The following is a 20,005-nucleotide window of genomic DNA, read 5'->3' on the forward strand; positions in this document are numbered from 1 at the left end:
GGCGGCCGTCCCCGGTCGGGGAGGCGGGGCCGGCCGCCCCGCTGAGGGGAGAGGCGGCGGACGTACGGTCCTCGGGGGCGGCTCAGCCCCAGCAGTTCTCCAGGCCGTAGGCGGTGTCCTTGGACGTGACCCCGTCCTGCGCCTTGTCGGTGATCAGGGTGACGCCGGTGTCGGTGTAACCGGACGCCTTCTTGCCGTCCTTGGCGTACGTCACGACAGCCTTGACGCCCTCGGCGGCCATCTTCAGCGGGTACTGCTGCGAGGTCGCCGCGATCTTGCCGTCCTTGACCGCCTGGGTGCCGGTGCAGCCGCCGTCGACGGAGACGATCAGGACGTCCTTCTCCCGGCCCTTGGCCTTCAGCGCGGTGTACGCGCCCAGGGCGGCGGGCTCGTTGATGGTGTAGACGACGTTGATGCCGGGCTCCTTCTGGAGGCAGTTCTCCATCGCCGTCTGGCCCTTGGCCTGGTCGCCTCCGGTGTCCTGGGAGCAGACGACGGAGGGGTCGCCCTCCTTGACGCCGAAGCCCTTGAGGAAGCCGTTGTGCCGCTGGACGCCGACGGAGACGCCCGGCGCGAGGTCGAGGGTGGCTATCTTCGCGGCCTTGCCCTTCATGGCGGCCTTGGCGTACTGGCCGATCAGCTCGCCGGCCTTGAGGTTGTCGGTGGCGAAGAGGGCGTCGACGGCGCTCTCCGGCTCGGTCGGGGTGTCCAGGGCGATGACCAGGACGCCCTTGGCCTTGGCCTTCTCGATCGCGGGCACGATCGCCTTGGAGTCGCTGGGGGTGATCAGGATGCCCTTCACACCGGCGGCGACCATGTTCTCGATGGCGGTGACCTGACCGGCGTTGTCCCCGTCGAACTTGCCCGCAGCGGTCATCAGCTGGACGCCGTCCGCCTTGGCGGCCTTCTCCGCACCCTCCTTCATCTTCACGAAGAACGGGTTGGTGTCGGTCTTGGTGATCAGGCCGACCTTGACGCTGCCCGAACCGGAGCCGACGGTGTCCGATCCGGAGCCGGATCCGCAGGCCGTCAGGGTGAGGGCTGCCAGGCCGGTGCACGCGGCGGCTCTGAGGAGGGCCGAGGGCAGACGAGGGGTGCGAGACATGAAGGACTCCTGCGGGATCGCGAGCGGTGCGGCGGCATCGGAGCATGCCGTCCCGAGGTGTCATCGTTGACTTATGTCATCGTTGACACTGCTTGCCGAGGATGATGGACTCCGCCTCCCGGCAACGTCAATGCCTTGCACCGGACACAAGTCCGTAACGGCCGCGGCGGATGTCCGGTCCATGCCCGCTTACGCCTGTGCGTTCGCAGAGAAGAGCAGCCCATGAGCCCGCGCCAGATCACCGTCCTGGGAGAGTGCGTCGCGGACGCGTTCACCGAACCCGCAGGCACCTCGAACGAACTCGCCCTGCGCGTCCTGCCGGGCGGCGGACCTGCGAACACGGCCGTCGCCCTGGCCCGCCTCGGCACCCCGGCCCGCTTCCTCGCGCGGCTGTCCGGCGATGTGTTCGGCCGCCTGTTCCGGGCGCACCTGGAGGCGTCCGGAGTGGACCTGTCGAGCGCTGTCGCGGCCGCGGAGCCCAGCACGCTGGCTGTGGCGGAGTTGGACGCCGAGGGGCAGGCCGCCTTCTCCTTCCATGCGCAGAACACGGCCGACTGGCAGTGGACCGCCGAGGAGTTGGCGGGGGTGGACCTGTCCGAGACCGCCTGCGTGCACACCGGGTCCCTGGCCCTGGTCCGGGAACCCGGCGCGGCGGTGGTGGAGGACTTCCTGGCGGCGGCAGCCCCTCGGGCGACCGTCAGCATCGACCCCAACGTCCGGCCGCTGCTGGTGGATCCCGAGGTCTACCGCGCCCGGCTGGCGCGCTGGTGCGAACTCGCCGATGTGCTCCGGCTGAGCGAGGACGACCTGGAACTCCTGCTGCCGGGCGCGCCGCCCGAGCAGGCGTGCGACATCTGGCATGCGGCCGGAGCGCGGCTCGTCGTGATCACGCGCGGTGCCGACGGCGCCCTGGCCTCACTCGACGGCGAACGGCTGCACGTGCCCGCGGTGGCGACACGGGTCGTCGACACGGTGGGGGCAGGGGACTCCTTCGCTGCCGGGCTGTTGCACCACCTCGGGGCCCGTGGCCTCCTCGGCGGCCGGCTGGAGGAACTCCGCCTCGACGATGTCGCCGAAGCCTGCCGGTTCGCCGCTCAGGTCGCGGCCCTGACCTGCTCGGTTGCCGGCCCCAACCCGCCGTGGCAGAGCGAGTTGGCGAAGCTCGCGACAGTCGGGCGCGGATGAACGGGCAGCCAGGCCGCGCCGGGGAATCACGACCGCACCGTTGACGCGATCACCGGATTACCCCCATCATCGGGCCCACTTGGTGACATCGATGACACAAGTCAACGATGTCACCACCTCACCACCTTGCCAGGCGCTGTGGACGACGGCGCCGACGAGGCGTCACCTTTCCGTCCGTTCGTGCCGGGCAGCAGGCTCCGCAGCATGGACGGCCGCAGCACAGGAGACTCCATGAGCTCTGGACGTGTATCCCGGCATGCCCGCACGCGGCTGTTCGCGGCGGTGGCGACCGTCTGCGCCCTGTCCGCAACCTCGCTCGCCGCCCAGGCCGTAGCTGCCGACACCCCCCGGTACCCGACGTACTCCGAGACCTATCGCCCCCAGTTCCACTTCACCCCGGAGAAGAACTGGATGAACGACCCCAACGGCCTCGTGTACTACAAGGGCGAGTATCACCTCTTCTACCAGTACAACCCGAACGGCAACTCCTGGGGTGACATGTCCTGGGGGCATGCGGTGAGCAAGGACCTCGTGCACTGGGAGGAGTTGCCGCTCGCCCTGTCGCACGACGACGAGGAGATGGTGTTCTCCGGCAGCGCGGTCGTTGACTGGAACAACACCACCGGGTTCGGCACGAAGAAGAACCCGCCCATGGTGGCGATCTACACCAGCGCCTACAAGAACGGCGGCAAGCAGGCCCAGTCGATTGCCTACAGCACCGACCGCGGCCGTACCTGGACCAAGTACCAGGGCAATCCCGTACTCGATATCGGTTCCAGGGAATTCCGCGACCCCAAGGTCCAGTGGTACGCGCCCACCAAGAGCTGGCTCATGACGGTGTCGCTGTCCACCGAGCACAAGGTGCAGTTCTACTCGTCCAGGAACCTCAAGGACTGGAAGCTGCAGAGCGAGTTCGGCCCGGCCGGTGCGACGGGCGGCGTGTGGGAGTGCCCCGACCTGTTCCCCCTCGCCGTCGACGGGGACCCGGACAACATCAAGTGGGTACTGGTCGTCAACATCAACCCCGGAGGTATCGCGGGCGGTTCGGCCGCCCAGTACTTCATCGGCGACTTCGACGGCAAGAAGTTCACCGCCGAGGACAAGGGCACCTACACACCGCCCGCCGGCCAGGTCGTGCAGGACTTCGAGAGCGGCGACTTCGGTGCGTGGACGACCACCGGCACCGCGTTCGGCCAGGCGCCGGCAGCCGGGGCACTGGACGGTCAGGGGACGGTCGACGGCTTCGACGGCAAGGGCCTCGCCAACAGCTTCCACGCGGGCGACGGCGCCACCGGCACCCTCACCTCACCCGAATTCACCGTCGACAAGCGCTACTTGAACTTCAAGGTCGGCGGCGGCCGGCACGCGCACGTGCCCGGAACCGTCATGGAGCAGGGACCGCCGCCCGAGGGCACGGTCCTCACCGACTTCGAGGGCGGCACCTACGGCAGCTGGACGACAACCGGGAACGCCTTCGGCGCCGCACCGGCCGCAGGCACCCTGCCCAACCAGCAAGAGGTCTCGGGATTCCTGGGCGACGGCCTGGTCAACACCTTCCTGAACGGCGACTCCACGACCGGCGCCCTCACCTCACCCGAGTTCACCATCGACAAGGACTATGTCAACTTCCTCATCGGCGGCGGCAACCATCCCGCCGGCTCCGACAACCCCACCGCCGTCGAACTCCTCGTCGACGGCCAGGTGGTCCGCAGCGCCACCGGACAGGACGCCGAGGCACTCAACTGGGCTTCCTGGGACGTCCGCGACATCGCCGGGAAGAAGGCCCAGATAAGAATCGTCGACGACAACACCGGCGGCTGGGGCCACATCAACGTCGACCACATCATGCTGTCCGACACCCAGGCCAAGCCGGTCTCCCAGGAGACGTCCGTCAACCTGATCGTCGACGGCCAGGTGGTCCGCAGCGCCACCGGCTCCAACAGCGAGACGCTGGACTGGGCTTCCATCGACATGCGCCCCTACGTCGGCAAGAAGGCGCAGATCCAGGTCGTCGACATGAACACCGCCGGCTGGGGACACATCCTCGCCGACCGGTTCACCGCCGCTGACACCCCCGCCCTCTCCGTCGTGCAGCGCGCCGACTGGGCCGACTACGGCAAGGACTACTACGCGGCCGTGTCCTGGGAGAACGCACCGGGCGGCAAGCGGTACATGGTCGGCTGGATGAACAACTGGGACTACAGCGGCGCCATCCCCACCCACCCCTGGCGTGGCGCGCAGAGCATCCCTCGCGAAATGGCCCTGCGCACCATCGACGGCCGTGTCCGGCTGACCAGCAAGCCGGTGAACAGCCTGACGTCCCTGCGGCACAAGCGGCCGGTGTCCGCGGCCGGGATCACCGTCAAGAACACCTCCCAGCCCCTGATCGGCCCCGCGGCCAAGGGCAAGGCGCTCGACATCGAGGCGACCTTCTCCCTCAGGGACGCCGAACGGTTCGGCCTGAAGGTGCGCACCGGCGCCGGGGGAGAGGAGACCGTCATCGGGTACGACGCCACGACGCAGGAGTTGTACGTCGACCGCACCCACTCCGGTGCCGTGGACTTCAACAGCACCTTCCCCGGCGTCCAGACCGCCCCGCTGAAGGCCAGGAACGGCAAGGTGAAGGTGCGGATCCTCGTCGACTGGTCGTCCGTCGAGGTCTTCGGCGGCAGCGGCGAGGCCGTGATCACCGACCAGATCTTCCCCGACCCCGCCAGCCAGGGAGTGCAGGTCTTCGCCGAGAACGGCTCGGTGAAGCTGGACCACGCCCGGGTCTGGCACCTCGACTCCATCCACGACTGACAAGGACACCAGACCGTGAAGAAAACCCTGCTCGCCGAGTTCACCGCCCGTCAGGGAGCGGAGGACGAGGTCGGCCGCCTGATCCGGGACTACGCCGTGAAGGTGCGCGAGGAGGAAGGCAACCTCGCCTTCGACGTCTACACCAAGGCGTCCCATCCACGTGCCTACTGGATCTTCGAGGTGTACCGGGACGAGGACGCCTTCCAAGCGCACCTGAAGGCGCCGTACGGTGGCCCGTTCAACACCGCACTCTCTCCGCTGATCGAGGAGGACGCCTCCGTGCTGACGTTCCTGGATCCGGTGGCCTGACCCATCGGCGCGGGCTTGCCTCGCGGGCCCGCGCCGCACGCGGGGACCTCGACCACAACCCAGCAGGGGGGCCTGGTGGCTGAGGCCGCACGTCTGCTCCGCACAGGCAGCGAGCAGCACCACGTCGACAAGATGCTCAGAGATCGCGGCGTCGGGTTCTTGGATCGAGGCCGCATCCTCACCGAAGCCAAGAAACTCAGCAGACCCCCCTAAGGATCAACGCCGTCGCGTTTGCAGGCGGGGGCGTGATGCGAGTCCGCCTTCCATGACGTAGATCTCGCACGGAGAGAGTGTAGGTCTGGGCGGTTTGCGGCTGTTTCCAGAGCAGCGCCTTGCGGTCCCGCCGCAGTCTTCCGTGCAGGTTGTCCTTCGCGAATTCATCGATCATGCGGCATGAACCTTCCATGGGATGTTCATGGTCTCAAGATCCCGTACGTGGTCCGCAACGGCTGGCAGAGCCGAGGCTCAGGACTCCGAGGAAGCTGTATCTGAGCCCCACATGACAAGTTGAGTGGTACTGCGGTGCAGGTCATGGGCCTACCGAAGTCGCTCTTGCGGTACCCACTGGGTCAGAGGTCGCGCGCCCGTACGTGCAGGTGACCGGCAAGGGGGTATACGGGCGGTGCCGCGGGCAGGAGCGTGGTCAGTTCGTACCCGCTCTTCTGCGCGACGCGGCATGATGCTGTGTTGTCAGCTTGGTGCAGGAGCTCAAGGCGCGTCAGTCCGTCACCGCGGAAGGCGGCGAAGGCCCAGTCCGTCAGCACGTGCAGTGCTCGGGGCGCTATCCCCCGGCCGCGTGCATGCGCCGCGGTCCAGTACCCGACCTCGGCGGACGGAACGCCCGAGGTGACGTTCTTGAGGACCACGTGACCTGTCAACTGTCCTTCAGCGCTCCCAGCTTGCGGTTCCACGATGGCGAATCCGAAGCGGTCCCCCGCCTCCCATCCCTGTTGCTGGTCCTGGACCCACCGTGCCGCGCTGGCGTCGTCGTCCACGGCTGAGCTCGTCCAGCGGCGCAGGGCGTCATCCCGATACAGCTCGAGCAGGGCGGCAGCGTCTGCATGGCTCCAGGGACGCAGTATGAGAGCGGGGGCTGACGGGGTGGCGTCTGCCTCCAGGCGTGCAGCGATCTTGTCCATCGGCCGAGCGTATGTGGCTGTAGCGGCTTTCAGTGCTTCGTCTGGCTGTGCGGCGGGGCTGTGAGGCTGTTGCTTCATCGAGCCGCCCGCATTCGCAGAGCTGTGACGGACCAGTCGATCACCGGGGCGAGGCGTTCCGGCGCCGGCCGGCCGTTGATCAGCGCGAGCAGCTGGAAGTACTGGTCCCTGCGCGGATCGCTCGCGGCTTCCAGACGGTGCAGCAGCCATCGGTGCAGCTCGGTGTCATCGGGGCGGCCGTGGGCGAGCGCGCAGTGGGCGGTGAGCGCCGCGACGATGGGATCGGCCTGGGGCGAATCCGGGCTGATGCCGCACGCCACGGGACTGGCCACCGCCAGGGCAGTTCTGTGGCGCCAGGCCCGCACGCCCGGCCCCAGACTGCCGTCGTGCCGTCCCTGGGCGGCCCAGACAGGCCGGCCGCCTCCGGCCGCGGCCTGCTCGATGTCACCGAGTCGTACTGGCTCTTCCACCAGGCATGCCTTCCGGGGATTTCCGGGGTTCGTAGTAGCTGACGCTTCCTCAGGGGGTGATCATTTTTGTCATACCGCCTCGGCCTCCAGACGAGCGGGGGCCGGGTGCGGTGGCCGCAGGACGCCGGCGAGGCAGGCGGCGATCACACAGCACGCCACGGGGAGCAGGAACGTGAGGTTGAGCGGCAGGACGTGGGTCAGCGGGCCGATGGCGGCGGGCCCGGCGAGCATGCCGAGGTAGCCGAGTCCGGCGACGCGGGAGACATTGACGCCGGCAGCGTCCCGGTCGGAATGGCCGGCGGCGCTGAGGAGTTGGGGAACACAGCCGGACAGTCCTGCCCCGAACATGGCCCAGCCGGCCAGAGCCAGGGGAATCCAGGGCGAGAGAGCCGCTGCGGTCAGACCGATTGCCGCGACGGATGCGCCGTAGCGGAGGACGGCCACGGGGCCGAGGCGCGCGGTGGCTCGGTCGGCGAGCAGTCGGCCGACGGTCATGGCGGTGGCGAAGGCTCCGTAGGCGAGGGCGGCGGTGGCAGCGGTCGCGTCGAGGACCTGGCGCAGATGGAGGGTGCTCCAGTCGTTCGCCACGCCTTCGCACAGCATGATCATCAATGCCAGCGCGGCCAGCATCCAGATGCGCCGGGGTGTCCTTTGGCGGGCCATCTTGGCAGAGGTGACGTCATCCAAGGGACGGATGGCGTCGTGGCGCAGCAGTGCGGGAGCCGCGAGCGCGGCGACGGCCAGGCCGCCGAGCGCCACCATGCCGAGAGTTGCCGCGGGGCTCCAGCCCAGGCTGAGCGTGCGGGATCCCGCCAGCGCAGCGAGAACACCACCGATGGAGAAGGCGGCATGGAAGGCGGACATGACGGGCCGCCGGTAACCGTGCTCGACCTGGACGGCATGGGCGTTCATGCTGACATCCAGGCAGCCGTTGCCGACGCCGAGCGCCAGGAGTGCGGCCCCCAACGTCCAGACGTTCGTCGCCAGGCCGGGCAGGACAACGGCCGCGCTGCACAGTGCCGCGCTCAGCGGGACGACGGTGCGGGCCCCGAAGCGGTCCGTGAGTGGGCCGACGGCCTGCATACCGGCGAAGGCTCCCGCGCCCAAGAGCAACAGAAGCCAGCCCAGCACGGCATGGCTGATTCCTGCGCGGTGCTCGATGCCGGGTATGTGGACGACCCACATCCCCATGAGGAGGCCGTTGAGAGCGAAGTAGACGAAGGTGGCCAGCCGTCCGGCCCGCAGGTCTTGTTCCATGCATCGAACATATAGAACACAATCAACTTTCGAAAGATTGCTTTTCGAACAGTACTGATGTTCAATCCGAGTATGGCTGGCACAGATCGACTCAGACAGATCACCGACGCCGTACGGGAAGCCGGCAGCATCGGCGTCGCGGAACTGGCCGCGCTCACCGGCGCCTCGGAGATGACCGTCCGTCGCGACCTCGAAGTCCTGGCCGCGCAGGGAGTGCTCGAGCGTTATCGAGGGGGAGCCAAGAGCCTGCTGCTGCGGGGCGAGGAGCCGCCCTTCGCGCTGCGGGCTCAGGATGGGCTGGAGGCCAAGCGGCGCATCGCGGCCGAGGCCGCCCGGTTGATCGCCGACGGCGAGTCCGTCGTGCTCGACAGCGGCACCACTTGCATGGAGGTGGCCCGCGCCCTGGAGCACCGACGGCTGACCGTGCTGCCGCTGTCCCTGCACGCCGTGAACGCGCTGGCTGGAGCCCCGCAGTTGACTCTGCTGGTCCCGGGCGGCAGACCGCGTCCGGGCGAGCTGGCGCTGACCGGCCCACTCGCCACGGCGTCGCTGGCCGCCCTGCGTTTCGACACCGCGATCATCGGCTGCTGCGGACTGGACGCGGACAACGGCCTGACCGCCTACGACCTGGACGACGCCGCCGTCAAGCGTGCGGCGATCGCCTCTTCCCGCCGAGTCATCGCTGTCGCGGACGGCGCCAAGTTCTCGCGTACCGCCCTCGGCTTCGTCGCCCCGGCCTCCGCCTTGCACGCCGTCGTCACGGACGAGTCCGCTCCCGACGAACAGACCGACCGACTGAGCGCGGCGGGCGTGACCGTACGGAAGGTGTGACCTCATGACCGGCACCGTGCTTCTCTTCGATCTCTTCGGCGTCATCGCGCGCCTCCAGTCCGCCGAGGGCAAGGACCGGATCGTCCGGGCGGCGGGCATACCCGCGCCCGATTTCTGGGACGCCTACTGGACGCTGCGTCCGCCATACGACCGAGGTGAGGTCAACGGCCCCGGCTACTGGCGCAGCGTCGCCAAGACACTGGGTACCCGCTTCGACGACCACCTGATCGAGCGCCTCGTCGCGGCTGACATCGCCAGTTGGAGTGGCGTCGACGACACCATGGTCGACCTCGTCGAGCAACTCGCCGCACAGGACCGGCGGATCGCGCTCCTGTCCAACATCCCAGAAGAATTGGCCGGCCACTACGAAGCACACCACGCATGGCTCGAACGCTTTGAGGTATGCGCCTTGTCCTGCCGCATCGGCCGCGCCAAACCCGACCCCGACGCCTACCGGTGGTGTCAACGCGCCCTGCGTGTGCCGGCGGATCGCGTCCTTTTCGTCGACGACCGTCAGGCCAATGTCCGGGCCGCCGAGGCCGTCGGCATGCGGGGGCGCCTCTTCACCACCTCGGCCCGGCTGAGAGAACACCTCGCCCAAAGCGACGCCGAGTGAGGATCCCGCGCAGGTGCCCGTTTTCCCGCCCGTGGGCCGGTGTTGGACGACATTCTGGGTGAGCAGGAACAGGGCCTGTCGCGACCCGCTGGATGACGATGACATCGGCTGGAGGGGCTCTGTCTCGGCTGGAGGGGCTCTGTCTCGGCTGGTTTCGTGTGCGACGACATGGTGGACGTGAAGCTGCCGCGGAGGAGCTGAGCGCTCTTCGAGATGATCGCCTTATGAGTGAGATCATATTGATGTCTGATCCGATGGTGGCGGCGGTGCCGGTTCGGGATTGCCGCGAGTGGCTTGTGGACGTACGCCGCTGCGGACAGATGCTGGTCGACGAGCGGGCCCGGGATGCTTCCGGGGCGTTCGCCCACTTGCGGGAGGGAGTTCTCGACCGGCTGGTGAAGGCGCAGGCGTGCCTTCCTGAGGGGTTCCGACTGCTCTTCATCGAGGGGTATCGGCCGCCGGCCTTGCAGCGGCATTACTTCGATGGGTATGCAGCTGAGTTGAGGGCTGCCCATCCTGACTGGTCCGCTGAGGAGGTCCGCTCGGCGGCGAGTCGTTTCGTGTCCCCGCCCGAGATCGCACCGCACAGCGCTGGGGCAGCTGTTGATCTGACGCTCGCTGATGCCGCAGGTCATGAGCTTGATCTGGGTACCGCCGTGGATGCGAGTCCGGAAGAGAGCGCGGGGGCCTGCTACACCCATGCCGACAACATCAGCGATGAAGCCCGCACTCATCGGGGGATTCTGGCAGCCGCACTGGCCGCTGCCGGTTTCGTGAACTATCCAACGGAGTGGTGGCACTGGTCGTTCGGGGACCGGTACTGGGCCCTGGCCGCGGAAGCCGAGGCTGCTCTTTATGGCCCGACGGATCTCCCATAGGGCGGCACCTCTGCCGCGCCTGGCCGCACATGGTTGTTGATCTTTCCGGGGAGATTGACGGCGCTGTGAGGCAGGCGGAGGTGCGGGGTGCCCATCGGCGATGCCTACATCGTCCGGTTGAAACACCAGCTACGGGCTGGTGAGTTGACGTGTCCGGCGTGTGGGGGCGTGCTTGCGCCGTGGGGGTATGGCTGGCCGCGGGAAGTCCGCGGCGATCTCGGAGCTCGCTGGTTGGTACGCCCTCGCCGCTCGCGCTGCACGGGCTGCCAGGTCACACATGTGCTGCTGCCGGAGGTGTTGTGGCCCCGGCGGACGGATACGGCCGAGGTGATCGGGGCCGGGCTGGAGATAGCGGCCCTGGGCATGGGGCACCGCCAGGTCGCCGCCCATCTGGGCAGGGTGGAGGACACCGTCCGCGGCTGGATCCGCCGGTTCCGCCTGCGGTCCGAGGACGTGCGCCGGTACTTCACGGTCGCCCTGGTCGAGCTCGCGGACGATCCCGTCGTGCCCGAGCCAGCGGGGACACCGCTGTCGGATGCCGTCTCGGTCATCGCGGCCGCCCATCAGGCGGCCGCGATGAAGTGGCCGGAGATGAACACGGTGTCGCGGTGGGCCTTCGCCGGCCGGGTGATAGACGGCCGGGGCCCGTGCGAGGGCGCCCTCGCTGCCCTCGACTCGGCGTAGCCGAAGCCCTGAAAGAAGAGCTGTGGCTCTGTCGGTGAGTCGCGATGTCGTTTCTCGTTGGGTGCGGATGGCACCGCCGTATCGGCGAAAGTGAAGTCGCTGAGTTTTAGAGGCGCTTGGGGTCTTGTGGTGGGACGATGGCTGTTCTTCTCCTGCTGGGGCCCCGATGCGCCTGTCGAAATCCAAGGCCGATCTGTACGCGGCGATCCGCCGGGACCACCGCGCCGGGATGTCGATGCGCGCTCTGCACGCAAGTACGGGGTCACCTGGCAGACGGTCCGCAAGACACTGGACCTGGTCTGGCCCGAGCCGCGCAAGAAGCTGCCCCCGCGTCCGACCAGGCTGGATCCCTACTAGTGCCGCATCAGGCAACGTTCGCCCTGTTGTGATGTGACGCGCCGTCCCGGTGCTCTGCCGGGCGGCGCGTGGACGTCACCCTGTCCGGGTGGCAGAACGAGTACGCGTGCGCGAGATCGACGATGACGAGGCAGACGGCTGCTTCGGATCATCCGCCGGGGCACCGGGTCGGTGGTGACCTGGCGGCGGGCCCAGATGGTCCTGCTGTCCGCCCAGGGCATTCCGGTGGCGAAGATCGCCGAGGTCACCTTCACCAGCGCGGACCGGGTCCGAGATGTGATCCACAACTTCAACACCGACGGCTTCGACTCCCTGTATCCGAAGTACAAGGGCGGCCGGCCCAAGACCTTCACCTTGCCCGAGCGTCGCGAGATCAAGAAGATCGCGAAGTCCAAGCCGGCCGAACACGACCTGCCCTTTTCGACCTGGAGTCTGACCAAGCTGGCGGACTTCCTGGTCGCCGAGGGGGTGGTCGACGACATCAGCCACGAGGGCCTGCGCATCCTGCTCCGCGAGGAAGGCGTCTCCTTTCAACGCCTGAAGACCTGGAAGACCTCCCGCGACCCCGACTACCCGGCCAAGAAGGCCCGAGTCGAACATCTCTACGCGATCGCCGACGGCGAGGTCATCCCCGAGGAGGGGGAGCCCGAAGTCGTCTTCTGCATGGATGAGTTCGGGCCCGGTCGACGACGGCGCGTAGGCGCCGGTCGTCGGCGTGGCGGTTTCGCCAAACACTGCCTGATCCGGAAGCGCTATACGCCGGTGCTGCCGTCGATGCGTTCCCGGAGCAGGTCGGCGTGACCGTTGTGGCGGGCGTACTCCTCGATCATGTGGACGTAGATCCAACGGAGGCTGACATCCTGCTCCATGAACCGGCCGGTGTCGGTCAGAGCGCGGTCGGCGCAGTGCTCGCGGGCGCGGGCGATCTCCGCGTGCCAGGTGGCCAGAGCGTCGCGCAGGGTGGCGCCCCCGGCCAGCTCGAAGCCGCCGTCGGGGCCATCGGGGTCAGCCTGCGGGTCATAAATGGGCGGGGCTTGTTCTCCGGCGAACACTCGGCGGAACCAGTTCCGCTCCACCTCCGCCATGTGCTGGACGAGGCCGGTCAGTGTGAAGGCGGACGGCGGCACGGATGCGACGGCGGCCTTCTCATCGTCCAGGCCCTCGCACTTCATGGCGAGGGTGGTGCGATGAAAGTCGAGCCAGCTTTCGAGCGTGGTGCGCTCGTCGGCGTTCAGGGGCGGCATAGGGCGTTCGATGATGGCCATCGGTCGATTATCGCCAGCGGCCGAATCCGTCGACAGGCAGGACCTCACAACGGGGCGAACGTTGCCTGCTACGGCACTAGCCGCTGATCGACGAGGTGCTCCGCAGAGATCTGGACGCGCCGCCGAAGCAGCGGCACACCGCGAAGCGGGTTTTCGACCGGCTGCTGGACGAGTACGCCGCGACGGGGATCTCGTATCAGATGGTTCGCGGCTACATCGCCACGCGTCGTGGGGAGATCCGTCAGGAGGCAGGGCGGGGCAGGGCGGGGCCGTCGGAGGTGTTCGTGCCGCAGACCCATCTGCCGGGCACCGAGGCAGAAGTGGACTTCGGGGACGTGCACATCGTGCTAGCCGGCGTGGCGACCCGCTGCTATCTGTTCTCCTTCCGGCTGTCGTACTCGGGCAAGGCGGTCCACCGGGTCTTCGCGTCCTGCGGGCAGGAGGCGTTCTTCGAGGGCCACGTTCACGCGCTGTCCGTGCTGGGCGGCGCCCCTCGCGGCAAGGTCCGCTACGACAACCTGAAGGCCGCGGTCGCCCAGGTGCTCGGGTTCGCCCGGCACCGTCAGGAGAGCGAGCGGTGGACCGCGTTTCGCACGCACTGGGCATCGAGAGCTTCTACCGCAGGCCAGGACTCGAAGGCGCCCACGAGAAGGGCGGCGTCGAGTGGCAGATCGGGTACTTCCGGCGCAATCACTTAGTTCCCGTTCCCGAGGTCGCCTCGCTGGCCGAGCTCAACGAGATGGTCGACCGGTGGGACCTTCAGGACGAGAGCCGAGGAATCCGCTCGCGGGCAAGGACAGTGGGCGAGTACTTCGCCGTCGAGGCGCCGTTGCTGAAGCCGCTGCCGACCGAGCTGTTCGAGACGGTCCGGCTCTTCACGCCGCGGGTCGACCGCTACAGCCAGATCGCCGTGCAGACCAACCGCTATTCGGTTCCGGTCCGGCTGATCGGCCGGACGGTGCGGGTGATGCTGCACGCCATCCACCTCATCGTCCACGACCGGGGACTGGAGGTCGCCCGTCACGAGCGGCTGAGCACGAAGGCGGGCTCGCGCCTGGAGCTGGACCACTATCTGGAGGCGCTGATCCGCAAGCCCGGCGCTTTCCCCGGCGCCACAGCTCTCGAACAGGCCAGGTGCGCGGGCAAGTTCACGCCGGTCCACGACGACTGGTGGGCGGCCGCCCGGGCGGCGCACGGCGACAAGGACGGCACCAAGGACCTGATCGAGGTCCTGCTGCTGGGCCGCCGCATGAGCCACGAACACATCGTCGCCGGACTGGCGACGGCTCTGCGGGCCGGTGCTCTGACCGCGGACGCGGTCGCCCTGGAGGCCCGCAAGGCCGCTGAAGCCGACGAACTGGCGGCCTCCGCTCCCGCTCCCGCCACGTTGCCTTGCCCGAGCCGCCTGGGCGGCAGCGGGCGACGGTCACGTTTCTGTCCGACTGGCGGATGGCGCATCTGCCGGCCGACACCCGGCCGCTGCCCTCGGTGGCCTCCTACGGCCAGTTGCTACGACTGCGCCGCCTAGGCGGTGCCCCTGCCACCGAGGGAGAAGCGACGTGAGTGCCCAACGCCATCACGGCCTGACAGAACAAGCCGCCGACGCCGCCATCGACCAGGCAGGTCGGATGCTGCGGCTGCCCACCATCCGGGGCCAGTTCCCCGACCTCGCCGAGGCCGCGAAGCGCGATCAGATGTCGTACAAGGGTTTCCTCGCCGAACTGCTGCCGGCCGAGTGTGACAACCGGGTCCGCCGCCGCTCGGCACGGCGCATCAAGGCCGCCGCCCTCCCACGCGAGAGGTCACTGCGGGCGTTCGACTTCGACGCCAACCTCAATGTCCACGCCGCCACGATCAACACCCTCGCGACCTGCGAGTGGGTCAGAAAGGGACAGCCCCTCTGTCTGGTCGGCGACTCGGGCACCGGAAAATCGCATCTGCTGATCGCGCTGGGCACGGAGGCCGCGATGAAGGGCTACCGCGTCCGCTGCACCCTCGCCACGAAACTGGTGAACGAACTCGTCGAGGCAGCCGACGAACGGCTGCTGACCAGGACGATCGCCCGCTACGGACGCGTCGATCTCCTCTGTATTGACGAATTAGGATATATGGAACTTGATTGCAGGGGCGCCGAGCTGCTGTTCCAGGTCCTGACCGAACGCGAGGAGAAGAACAGCGTCGCCATCGCCTCCAACGAGAGCTTCGGCGGCTGGACGAAGACGTTCAGTGATCCGAGGCTCTGCACGGCCATCGTCGACCGGCTCACCTTTGACGCGGCCATCATCGAGACCGGCACGGACTCCTACCGCCTCGCCCAGACCAAAGCCCGAGCCGAACAAGCCGCCACAGTCTGACGCCACCAACATCGACACGAGCCATAAGACGACCCTTGGCTTGCCTGCCCACTGCGGCGCAGAGCGCCGCAGTGGGCTCAGGAGCTGTGATGAACCCCGCCCCGTATGAGTGGTCGTGGCGGAGCGTCGCCGCAGGACAGCCGTCGGATTCTACTCGGGATCGGTGTCCTCGTTGACGCGCCCTAGGTCCCGAGGAGCTAGAGAATGCGCGCTGGTGGTCAGTACATCGGCGAGGAGGGAAGCCATCTTCTTGGGACGGACCGTTTCCGAAGTGGTGGCAAGTTCCTCGATCGTCCACCAGCGATGCCCGTGTCGGGCCTCTTCCGTATCGATCTTGATTGCGCTTGCCTCGTCGGAGGTGATTCGGGCGAGGCGGTACTCCTCGTACTGGTCGAAGCCCTGGCCGTCGACCGTGAAGACTGCCTGTCGAGTCCATACCACCGGACTCAGCCTCTGCACGGGAAGAGACAATGCCGTCTCTTCCCACGCCTCACGCACTGCTGCCTGGACGTAGTCCTCACCGTCTTCCACCCCGCCCCCGACGGTGAACCACCATCGGGCTCCTGGCTTACGTGGATCTCGGCCGCACAGCAGAAGAAGGCGATCACACTCATCAATGAGAAGAACCCGGGATGTCCATCGCCTCTTCAGCACCATGGGGTCTGACCCTATCCCCGGGCCTCTCGCGTCCTCGCATGAGATCAACTGAACGAGTTCGCCCAAAGCGATGAGCTGGCGATCGCGACCACGCGGACGCCCTCTCGGATCCTTCTCGCCCACCTGAGTGTCGGCATACGGATACCTGTCTCCAGCCGCGTACACCTCAACGTGCCCACGGAATCGCGTGGCGCAGACGTGACAGAAGCCTGGCGCCTGTTGACTCTCCCTTCGTGGGAGACCCAAAGGTGGAGCGCATGCACGTCGGTGACAACACGTTCTGGAGTATCGGAGAGGTCGCCCGGAAGACCGGGCTGTCGGTAAAGCTGATCCGGCACTGGTCCGACACCGGGGTCATTCACCCGGCAGGCCGGACTCCGGCCGGCTACCGGCTGTACGGCGCCGAAGCACTGGCCCGTCTGCAACTGGCGCAGACACTGCGAGGGCTGGGCCTGGGGCTGGCGACGATCCGGGACGTACTGGAACGCGAGAACACCCTGTCGGAAGTAGCCGCAACGCACATCGACGCGCTGGAGAGGCAGATCCGCACGCTGCGAACGCAGCAGGCAGTGCTGCGCTCCGTCACCCGCCGCAACACCACTGCCGAAGGGCTCACCATCATGACCGAGCTGGCGCGCATGTCCGCCGCTGAACGCCGTGCCGTCATCCTGGACTTCGTCACCGACACCCTGGGGGAACTGGACGTACCCACCTACCGACGGGGCCTTCTGGCAGCCACCCCGGACCTGCCCGCCGACCCCACCAACCAGCAGGTCGACGCCTGGCTCGAACTCGGCGAACTCGTCAGAAACCCAGCTCTGCGCACCGGTCTGCGCCGTATGGCCCACTACGCCGCCGAACACCATCCAGGCGAGCACGACGACAGCGCGCTGCGGGACGCCGAGCAGGTGACAGACGACTGGCTGCGGCGAGTGGAAACAGCGATGGCGCAGGGGATCGCCGCGGACTCGCCGGCGGCCGACCCCATCGTCACCACCATCGTCGAGAGGTGGATCCCCACGCAGGCTGCTCCGGACGGTACGACGCTCGTTGACGACGCGCAGACGAGGGGGCTGCTCCTTCAGCAGCTCGAAGTCGCCTCCGACACGCACGTGGAGCGGTACTGGCAGCTGCTGTGCATCATCAACGGCCGGCCCGTCCGGCCCAGCATGGCGGCAGCCGGTCGATGGCTGACGACGGCATTGCGGGCGCATCCTGAACCCGGTGCGCGAGCCGCGCAACTCGCTGAGATGTACGACGCCGGTAAGGACGCGTGGGGACCGACCGGCGTGCTCCATGCCTGTGAAGAAGTCCTGGACGCCGTCGGCAGGCTCGTCTCTGCGGTGGAGCCGGGCCAGTTCGCCCAGCCGACGACCTGCGCCGACTGGGACGTTCAGGCCCTCCTCAACCACCTCGTCTGGGAGAACCTGCTGTGGGCCGGCCTGGCCAACGGAACCCCCCGCTCCGACTTCACCGCCGACCACCTGGGGGACGACCATGTCGCGGCATTCCGTACCGCGTCCCAGGCGGTACGGTCGGCCTTTGCAGGCCCGGGGATGCTCGAGCGGCGCTACGGGCCCGCTCCCGGGCGACGGCTCGTCGAGCAGTTGGTGATCGAGATGCTGGTTCACGGCTGGGATCTGGCCCAGGCCATCGGGCGCCCCTACGACAGCGTTCAGCACGTCGCCGAGACGGCCCTCCCTGTCGTATGCGAGATCTACGGCGATCTGCCCCGTACTGCCGGGGGTTCCTTCGCCGAGCCGCAGCCGGTACCCGCTGACGCCAGCCCGCTCGACCGTCTGGCCGCCTACCTGGGCCGCACCGTCACCTGACGAACACGAGCACGAGCACGGTCCCGTGTACCTGGCTTAGTACGTTCGCGCGTACGCCGACAACCTGAGTGACAATCAAACTCATCGACACTCGACGACTGTTCGGCCCTCAACTGACATCCATGCTCATCGACAAACGATTCTCGTTGAGAGCTTCGCAGCCAGAGCTGCTTGCCCGGCGGCATCTTGAAGCGGTCGAGAGATCCGTTCAGCCGATGGTGAAGCGCTGGTTCTGGGCGCCTCGGTCACAGCGGGCAGTGCGGTAGTAGCCGTCGTCCTGCTGGTAGAGGCAGCGGCCCGTGCCGACGCTTTGGAGCATGACAGCGCTGCGGGCGGCGGGCTGGACGGTGCGCCACTTCTGGTATGAGCCGCCGTTACAGCGCAGGGGGTACACGTCGCCCCGGTCATTGCTGTCGAGGCAGCGGCCCCAGAAGTTGTTCTTAAGAGTGGTGCTGGTGTTGAGGCGGCCGTTCCACTGCCACAGGAGGCTGCCGCGTCCGGTGGTGCAGCGGTCGCCCTTGAGGCCGGTTTCGTCGGTCTCGCGCAGGCGGGGCGTTCTCCCGCACCCCGGGGGTCTTCGACCGCATTGGGCCGCAGATGTTCGGCGTCTTCCCCCCTGAGCAGGGGAGGAAACGGCGAGGCGGAGCGCGTTTGATTCTCCCCAGATTCTCCCCAGGGCCGTCGGAGGCGTTCGAGACGTCCACGATCGGGGGTCTCCGGCCTACGGAGTAGGCCCTCATCAGGTGGTACTCAGAGCCAGTCTCGTCGCTTGAAGATGACGTACAAACTGGTACATACGATACCCATAAGGGCGATAGCGAAGGGATATCCGAACACCCAGCGCAACTCCGGCATGTGCTTGAAGTTCATCCCGTAGATCGTTCCGACCAGCGTCGGAGCGAACAAAATGGCTGCCCAAGAGGAGATCTTCTTGAAGTCGTCTACCGGGCGGGCCTGACCTGCGGAAACGTGGCGGATCGGGTCTCTGGCCTGCGTAGATCCTTCTTTCGTGGTTGTTCAGGTTCGTGCCTCGGTGCGCAGTCGATTCTCCCCACGCGCTCCCCGGAGACGCGCATACTCCCCAGATTCTCCCCAGAGGAACTGCTCAGTGGCCCAGGGAACGGCCCTGCTGTGTGTGATTCGGGTGTCGACCGGCGATCACACACAGTTCGGGTTGGGGGGCTGCCAGAGGCGAGTCAGAGTGGGCGCTTTTCGCGGATCGGCAGGATGCTCAGCGCCATGACGGTGCCGTCCTCGTGGAAGGAGATCGGGCCGTTCCAGTGTCTGGCTGCATCTGTGCCGTGCCAGTGTGTCGAAGCCTCGAAAGAGATCAGCACGATGACCGCACCAGGCAGCCTGCCCCTGCACGCCCGCCAGTGGCTGCCGACGACATCTTTGCAGGGCTTCCGCCCGGGGTGCCCGGCCCAGACTCTCTTCCTCCTCGCGTTTTGGAAGGAGCCCCTGGAGTCGCGGCCCTGACTCGCTCGGGTGGGTTAGGCCCCTGGCCGGTGTTTCCATCTCGATGTGGCGCGCTTTGAGTACAGGGTGTCGTTCGTTATCGGAGGGGGCGGTGACCCGTGCGCTGGGACCAGCGGACGGCGATGAGGCCCAGCGCGGCCACAAGGACCACGATGCCGATGATCAACAAGTAGCCCAACCCTTCTGCGGCCACTCCGATGATTCCCAGCACGACGGCGACCAGAACGAGAAAGAGCAAGAGGGCCATGACGCGTAAGCCTCCCTTGGGTGGCTGAGCGCGGGCGATCAGCGGCGCGCGAGTTGCCGCTCGCCGCCTGCGCCCGTCTGGTAGGGCATGTCGTAGTGCTGGAAGATCGCTTCCTCCGACTCGGCGGGCAGGATGTCGTCCATGCCGACCGAGGGCGCCTTCTTCACCAGCGTCTTGGTGTAGGAGACCTTGACGTAGCCGGGCCCGAGGATCGCCTCGTCCAGGGGTACGAAGGCCAGGTGGTGGCGGGTGGGGAGCCCGGTGCGGACCGTGGCCATGGCCGGTTCGTCGGTGGTGGTGTCGACGTAGACCGCCTCGAGTATGCCGATCTTGTGGCCCTTGGGGTCGACGACGCTGCGGTTGCGCCACTCGCGGATGTCGGCTGCATGGATCATGGCCTGCCTCCTGAGCCGTTGATCAGGGCCGGTGCGAGCCGCCCCTTGCGGAAGTCTCTGCCCGCTGAGCCCGGTGGTCCTCTGTTCTTCCAGGTTATCCGGGAACTTCTGCGTCGCGCCGTCAC

At 67.6% G+C, this 20,005-nt stretch carries 20 protein-coding genes and 3 pseudogenes; 12 read left to right on the forward strand and 11 right to left on the reverse strand.

Annotated features, from left to right (window positions below):
- Nucleotides 1-82: 82 nt before the first annotated feature.
- Nucleotides 83-1,105 (reverse strand): sugar ABC transporter substrate-binding protein, encoded by a 1,023-nt coding sequence (locus KUM44_RS09175; protein WP_217207295.1) that lies wholly within the window; start codon nucleotides 1,103-1,105, stop codon nucleotides 83-85.
- Between the two features lie 222 nt (nucleotides 1,106-1,327).
- Here KUM44_RS09175 and KUM44_RS09180 point away from each other — a divergent pair, with 222 nt between their 5' ends.
- The 3 genes from KUM44_RS09180 to KUM44_RS09190 all read left to right on the forward strand — a co-directional run bounded on the left by KUM44_RS09180 (nucleotide 1,328) and on the right by KUM44_RS09190 (nucleotide 5,401).
- The gene (locus tag KUM44_RS09180) at nucleotides 1,328-2,290 is read left to right on the forward strand and encodes a carbohydrate kinase (RefSeq protein ID WP_217207296.1); all 963 of its coding nucleotides are present in this window, start codon (nucleotides 1,328-1,330) and stop codon (nucleotides 2,288-2,290) included.
- Nucleotides 2,291-2,521: 231 nt separating this feature from the next.
- A complete protein-coding gene (locus tag KUM44_RS09185) occupies nucleotides 2,522-5,092 on the forward strand; it encodes a glycoside hydrolase family 32 protein (protein ID WP_217207297.1) in 2,571 nt (856 codons plus the stop codon).
- Between the two features lie 15 nt (nucleotides 5,093-5,107).
- Nucleotides 5,108-5,401, forward strand: a complete 294-nt coding sequence (locus KUM44_RS09190; protein WP_217207298.1) for a putative quinol monooxygenase — start codon at nucleotides 5,108-5,110, stop codon at nucleotides 5,399-5,401.
- A 316-nt stretch (nucleotides 5,402-5,717) separates the two neighbouring features.
- Here the strand turns inward: KUM44_RS09190 and KUM44_RS45230 are convergent.
- The 4 genes and pseudogenes from KUM44_RS45230 to KUM44_RS09205 form a co-directional block, all read right to left on the reverse strand.
- A pseudogene (locus KUM44_RS45230) lies at nucleotides 5,718-5,789 on the reverse strand (type I restriction endonuclease subunit M); the annotation flags it as partial.
- Between the two features lie 181 nt (nucleotides 5,790-5,970).
- Nucleotides 5,971-6,540 (reverse strand): GNAT family N-acetyltransferase, encoded by a 570-nt coding sequence (locus KUM44_RS09195; protein WP_217207299.1) that lies wholly within the window; start codon nucleotides 6,538-6,540, stop codon nucleotides 5,971-5,973.
- Between the two features lie 74 nt (nucleotides 6,541-6,614).
- A complete protein-coding gene (locus KUM44_RS47525) occupies nucleotides 6,615-7,028 on the reverse strand; it encodes a hypothetical protein (protein ID WP_374202024.1) in 414 nt (137 codons plus the stop codon).
- A gap of 69 nt (nucleotides 7,029-7,097) precedes the next feature.
- Entirely contained in the window at nucleotides 7,098-8,285 is a 1,188-nt protein-coding gene (locus tag KUM44_RS09205; RefSeq protein ID WP_217207300.1) for an MFS transporter, read from the reverse strand.
- Nucleotides 8,286-8,357: 72 nt separating this feature from the next.
- Between KUM44_RS09205 and KUM44_RS09210 the strand changes: the two genes are divergently transcribed.
- From KUM44_RS09210 to KUM44_RS09230, 5 genes and pseudogenes are all read left to right on the forward strand, one after another.
- Entirely contained in the window at nucleotides 8,358-9,116 is a 759-nt protein-coding gene (locus tag KUM44_RS09210) for a DeoR/GlpR family DNA-binding transcription regulator (protein WP_217207301.1), read from the forward strand.
- A gap of 4 nt (nucleotides 9,117-9,120) precedes the next feature.
- On the forward strand, nucleotides 9,121-9,732 hold the full coding sequence (locus tag KUM44_RS09215; protein WP_217207302.1) for an HAD family phosphatase: 612 nt from the start codon (nucleotides 9,121-9,123) through the stop codon (nucleotides 9,730-9,732).
- A gap of 224 nt (nucleotides 9,733-9,956) precedes the next feature.
- Nucleotides 9,957-10,610, forward strand: coding sequence for a M15 family metallopeptidase (locus KUM44_RS09220; RefSeq protein WP_217207303.1), 654 nt, complete (start codon nucleotides 9,957-9,959; stop codon nucleotides 10,608-10,610).
- Between the two features lie 87 nt (nucleotides 10,611-10,697).
- Nucleotides 10,698-11,294 (forward strand): DUF6431 domain-containing protein, encoded by a 597-nt coding sequence (locus tag KUM44_RS09225; RefSeq protein WP_308402549.1) that lies wholly within the window; start codon nucleotides 10,698-10,700, stop codon nucleotides 11,292-11,294.
- A 445-nt stretch (nucleotides 11,295-11,739) separates the two neighbouring features.
- Nucleotides 11,740-12,332, forward strand: a pseudogene (locus tag KUM44_RS09230) (helix-turn-helix domain-containing protein); the annotation flags it as partial.
- Nucleotides 12,333-12,403: 71 nt separating this feature from the next.
- Here the strand turns inward: KUM44_RS09230 and KUM44_RS09235 are convergent.
- On the reverse strand, nucleotides 12,404-12,916 hold the full coding sequence (locus KUM44_RS09235) for a DinB family protein (RefSeq protein WP_217207305.1): 513 nt from the start codon (nucleotides 12,914-12,916) through the stop codon (nucleotides 12,404-12,406).
- A gap of 95 nt (nucleotides 12,917-13,011) precedes the next feature.
- Between KUM44_RS09235 and KUM44_RS47530 the strand changes: the two genes are divergently transcribed.
- The 3 genes from KUM44_RS47530 to istB all read left to right on the forward strand — a co-directional run bounded on the left by KUM44_RS47530 (nucleotide 13,012) and on the right by istB (nucleotide 15,270).
- Nucleotides 13,012-13,614: a hypothetical protein gene (locus tag KUM44_RS47530; RefSeq protein WP_217207306.1), complete on the forward strand. Its 603-nt coding sequence runs from the start codon at nucleotides 13,012-13,014 to the stop codon at nucleotides 13,612-13,614.
- Nucleotides 13,615-13,655: 41 nt separating this feature from the next.
- Nucleotides 13,656-14,444, forward strand: coding sequence for a hypothetical protein (locus KUM44_RS45240; RefSeq protein WP_374202025.1), 789 nt, complete (start codon nucleotides 13,656-13,658; stop codon nucleotides 14,442-14,444).
- Between the two features lie 100 nt (nucleotides 14,445-14,544).
- Nucleotides 14,545-15,270, forward strand: a complete 726-nt coding sequence (gene istB, locus KUM44_RS09250; protein ID WP_254389288.1) for an IS21-like element helper ATPase IstB — start codon at nucleotides 14,545-14,547, stop codon at nucleotides 15,268-15,270.
- Between the two features lie 150 nt (nucleotides 15,271-15,420).
- On the opposite strand, the gene KUM44_RS09255 is transcribed toward istB, so the two are convergent.
- Complete coding sequence (locus KUM44_RS09255; protein ID WP_217207308.1) at nucleotides 15,421-15,927, reverse strand: NUDIX hydrolase; 507 nt, start codon at nucleotides 15,925-15,927, stop codon at nucleotides 15,421-15,423.
- A gap of 257 nt (nucleotides 15,928-16,184) precedes the next feature.
- Between KUM44_RS09255 and KUM44_RS09260 the strand changes: the two genes are divergently transcribed.
- Nucleotides 16,185-17,759, forward strand: coding sequence for a TIGR03086 family metal-binding protein (locus tag KUM44_RS09260; protein ID WP_217207309.1), 1,575 nt, complete (start codon nucleotides 16,185-16,187; stop codon nucleotides 17,757-17,759).
- A gap of 750 nt (nucleotides 17,760-18,509) precedes the next feature.
- On the opposite strand, the pseudogene KUM44_RS09270 reads toward KUM44_RS09260, so the two are convergent.
- The 4 genes and pseudogenes from KUM44_RS09270 to KUM44_RS09285 all read right to left on the reverse strand — a co-directional run.
- Nucleotides 18,510-18,701, reverse strand: a pseudogene (locus KUM44_RS09270) (CorA family divalent cation transporter); the annotation flags it as partial.
- A 254-nt stretch (nucleotides 18,702-18,955) separates the two neighbouring features.
- Complete coding sequence (locus tag KUM44_RS09275) at nucleotides 18,956-19,096, reverse strand: hypothetical protein (RefSeq protein WP_217207385.1); 141 nt, start codon at nucleotides 19,094-19,096, stop codon at nucleotides 18,956-18,958.
- 218 nt (nucleotides 19,097-19,314) lie between these two features.
- The gene (locus tag KUM44_RS09280; RefSeq protein ID WP_217207310.1) at nucleotides 19,315-19,485 is read right to left on the reverse strand and encodes a hypothetical protein; all 171 of its coding nucleotides are present in this window, start codon (nucleotides 19,483-19,485) and stop codon (nucleotides 19,315-19,317) included.
- Nucleotides 19,486-19,523: 38 nt separating this feature from the next.
- A complete protein-coding gene (locus KUM44_RS09285) occupies nucleotides 19,524-19,880 on the reverse strand; it encodes a PRC-barrel domain-containing protein (RefSeq protein ID WP_217207311.1) in 357 nt (118 codons plus the stop codon).
- Nucleotides 19,881-20,005 lie beyond the last annotated feature (125 nt).

The sequence above is a fragment of the Streptomyces sp. AC550_RSS872 genome, assembly GCF_019049285.1.
Classification (GTDB): domain Bacteria; phylum Actinomycetota; class Actinomycetes; order Streptomycetales; family Streptomycetaceae; genus Streptomyces.

Bases quoted from the DNA above. Each gene is read 5' to 3' on its own strand.
- KUM44_RS09175 (WP_217207295.1), bottom strand. From the start codon at position 1,105: ATGTCTCGCACCCCTCGTCTGCCCTCGGCCCTCCTCAGAGCCGCCGCG.
- KUM44_RS09180 (WP_217207296.1), top strand. From the start codon at position 1,328: ATGAGCCCGCGCCAGATCACCGTCCTGGGAGAGTGCGTCGCGGACGCG.
- KUM44_RS09185 (WP_217207297.1), top strand. From the start codon at position 2,522: ATGAGCTCTGGACGTGTATCCCGGCATGCCCGCACGCGGCTGTTCGCG.
- KUM44_RS09195 (WP_217207299.1), bottom strand. From the start codon at position 6,540: ATGGACAAGATCGCTGCACGCCTGGAGGCAGACGCCACCCCGTCAGCC.
- KUM44_RS09205 (WP_217207300.1), bottom strand. From the start codon at position 8,285: ATGGAACAAGACCTGCGGGCCGGACGGCTGGCCACCTTCGTCTACTTC.
- KUM44_RS09210 (WP_217207301.1), top strand. From the start codon at position 8,358: ATGGCTGGCACAGATCGACTCAGACAGATCACCGACGCCGTACGGGAA.
- KUM44_RS09215 (WP_217207302.1), top strand. From the start codon at position 9,121: ATGACCGGCACCGTGCTTCTCTTCGATCTCTTCGGCGTCATCGCGCGC.
- KUM44_RS09220 (WP_217207303.1), top strand. From the start codon at position 9,957: ATGAGTGAGATCATATTGATGTCTGATCCGATGGTGGCGGCGGTGCCG.
- KUM44_RS09235 (WP_217207305.1), bottom strand. From the start codon at position 12,916: ATGGCCATCATCGAACGCCCTATGCCGCCCCTGAACGCCGACGAGCGC.
- KUM44_RS45240 (WP_374202025.1), top strand. From the start codon at position 13,656: ATGGTCGACCGGTGGGACCTTCAGGACGAGAGCCGAGGAATCCGCTCG.
- istB (WP_254389288.1), top strand. From the start codon at position 14,545: ATGCTGCGGCTGCCCACCATCCGGGGCCAGTTCCCCGACCTCGCCGAG.
- KUM44_RS09255 (WP_217207308.1), bottom strand. From the start codon at position 15,927: ATGGTGCTGAAGAGGCGATGGACATCCCGGGTTCTTCTCATTGATGAG.
- KUM44_RS09260 (WP_217207309.1), top strand. From the start codon at position 16,185: ATGCACGTCGGTGACAACACGTTCTGGAGTATCGGAGAGGTCGCCCGG.
- KUM44_RS09280 (WP_217207310.1), bottom strand. From the start codon at position 19,485: ATGGCCCTCTTGCTCTTTCTCGTTCTGGTCGCCGTCGTGCTGGGAATC.
- KUM44_RS09285 (WP_217207311.1), bottom strand. From the start codon at position 19,880: ATGATCCATGCAGCCGACATCCGCGAGTGGCGCAACCGCAGCGTCGTC.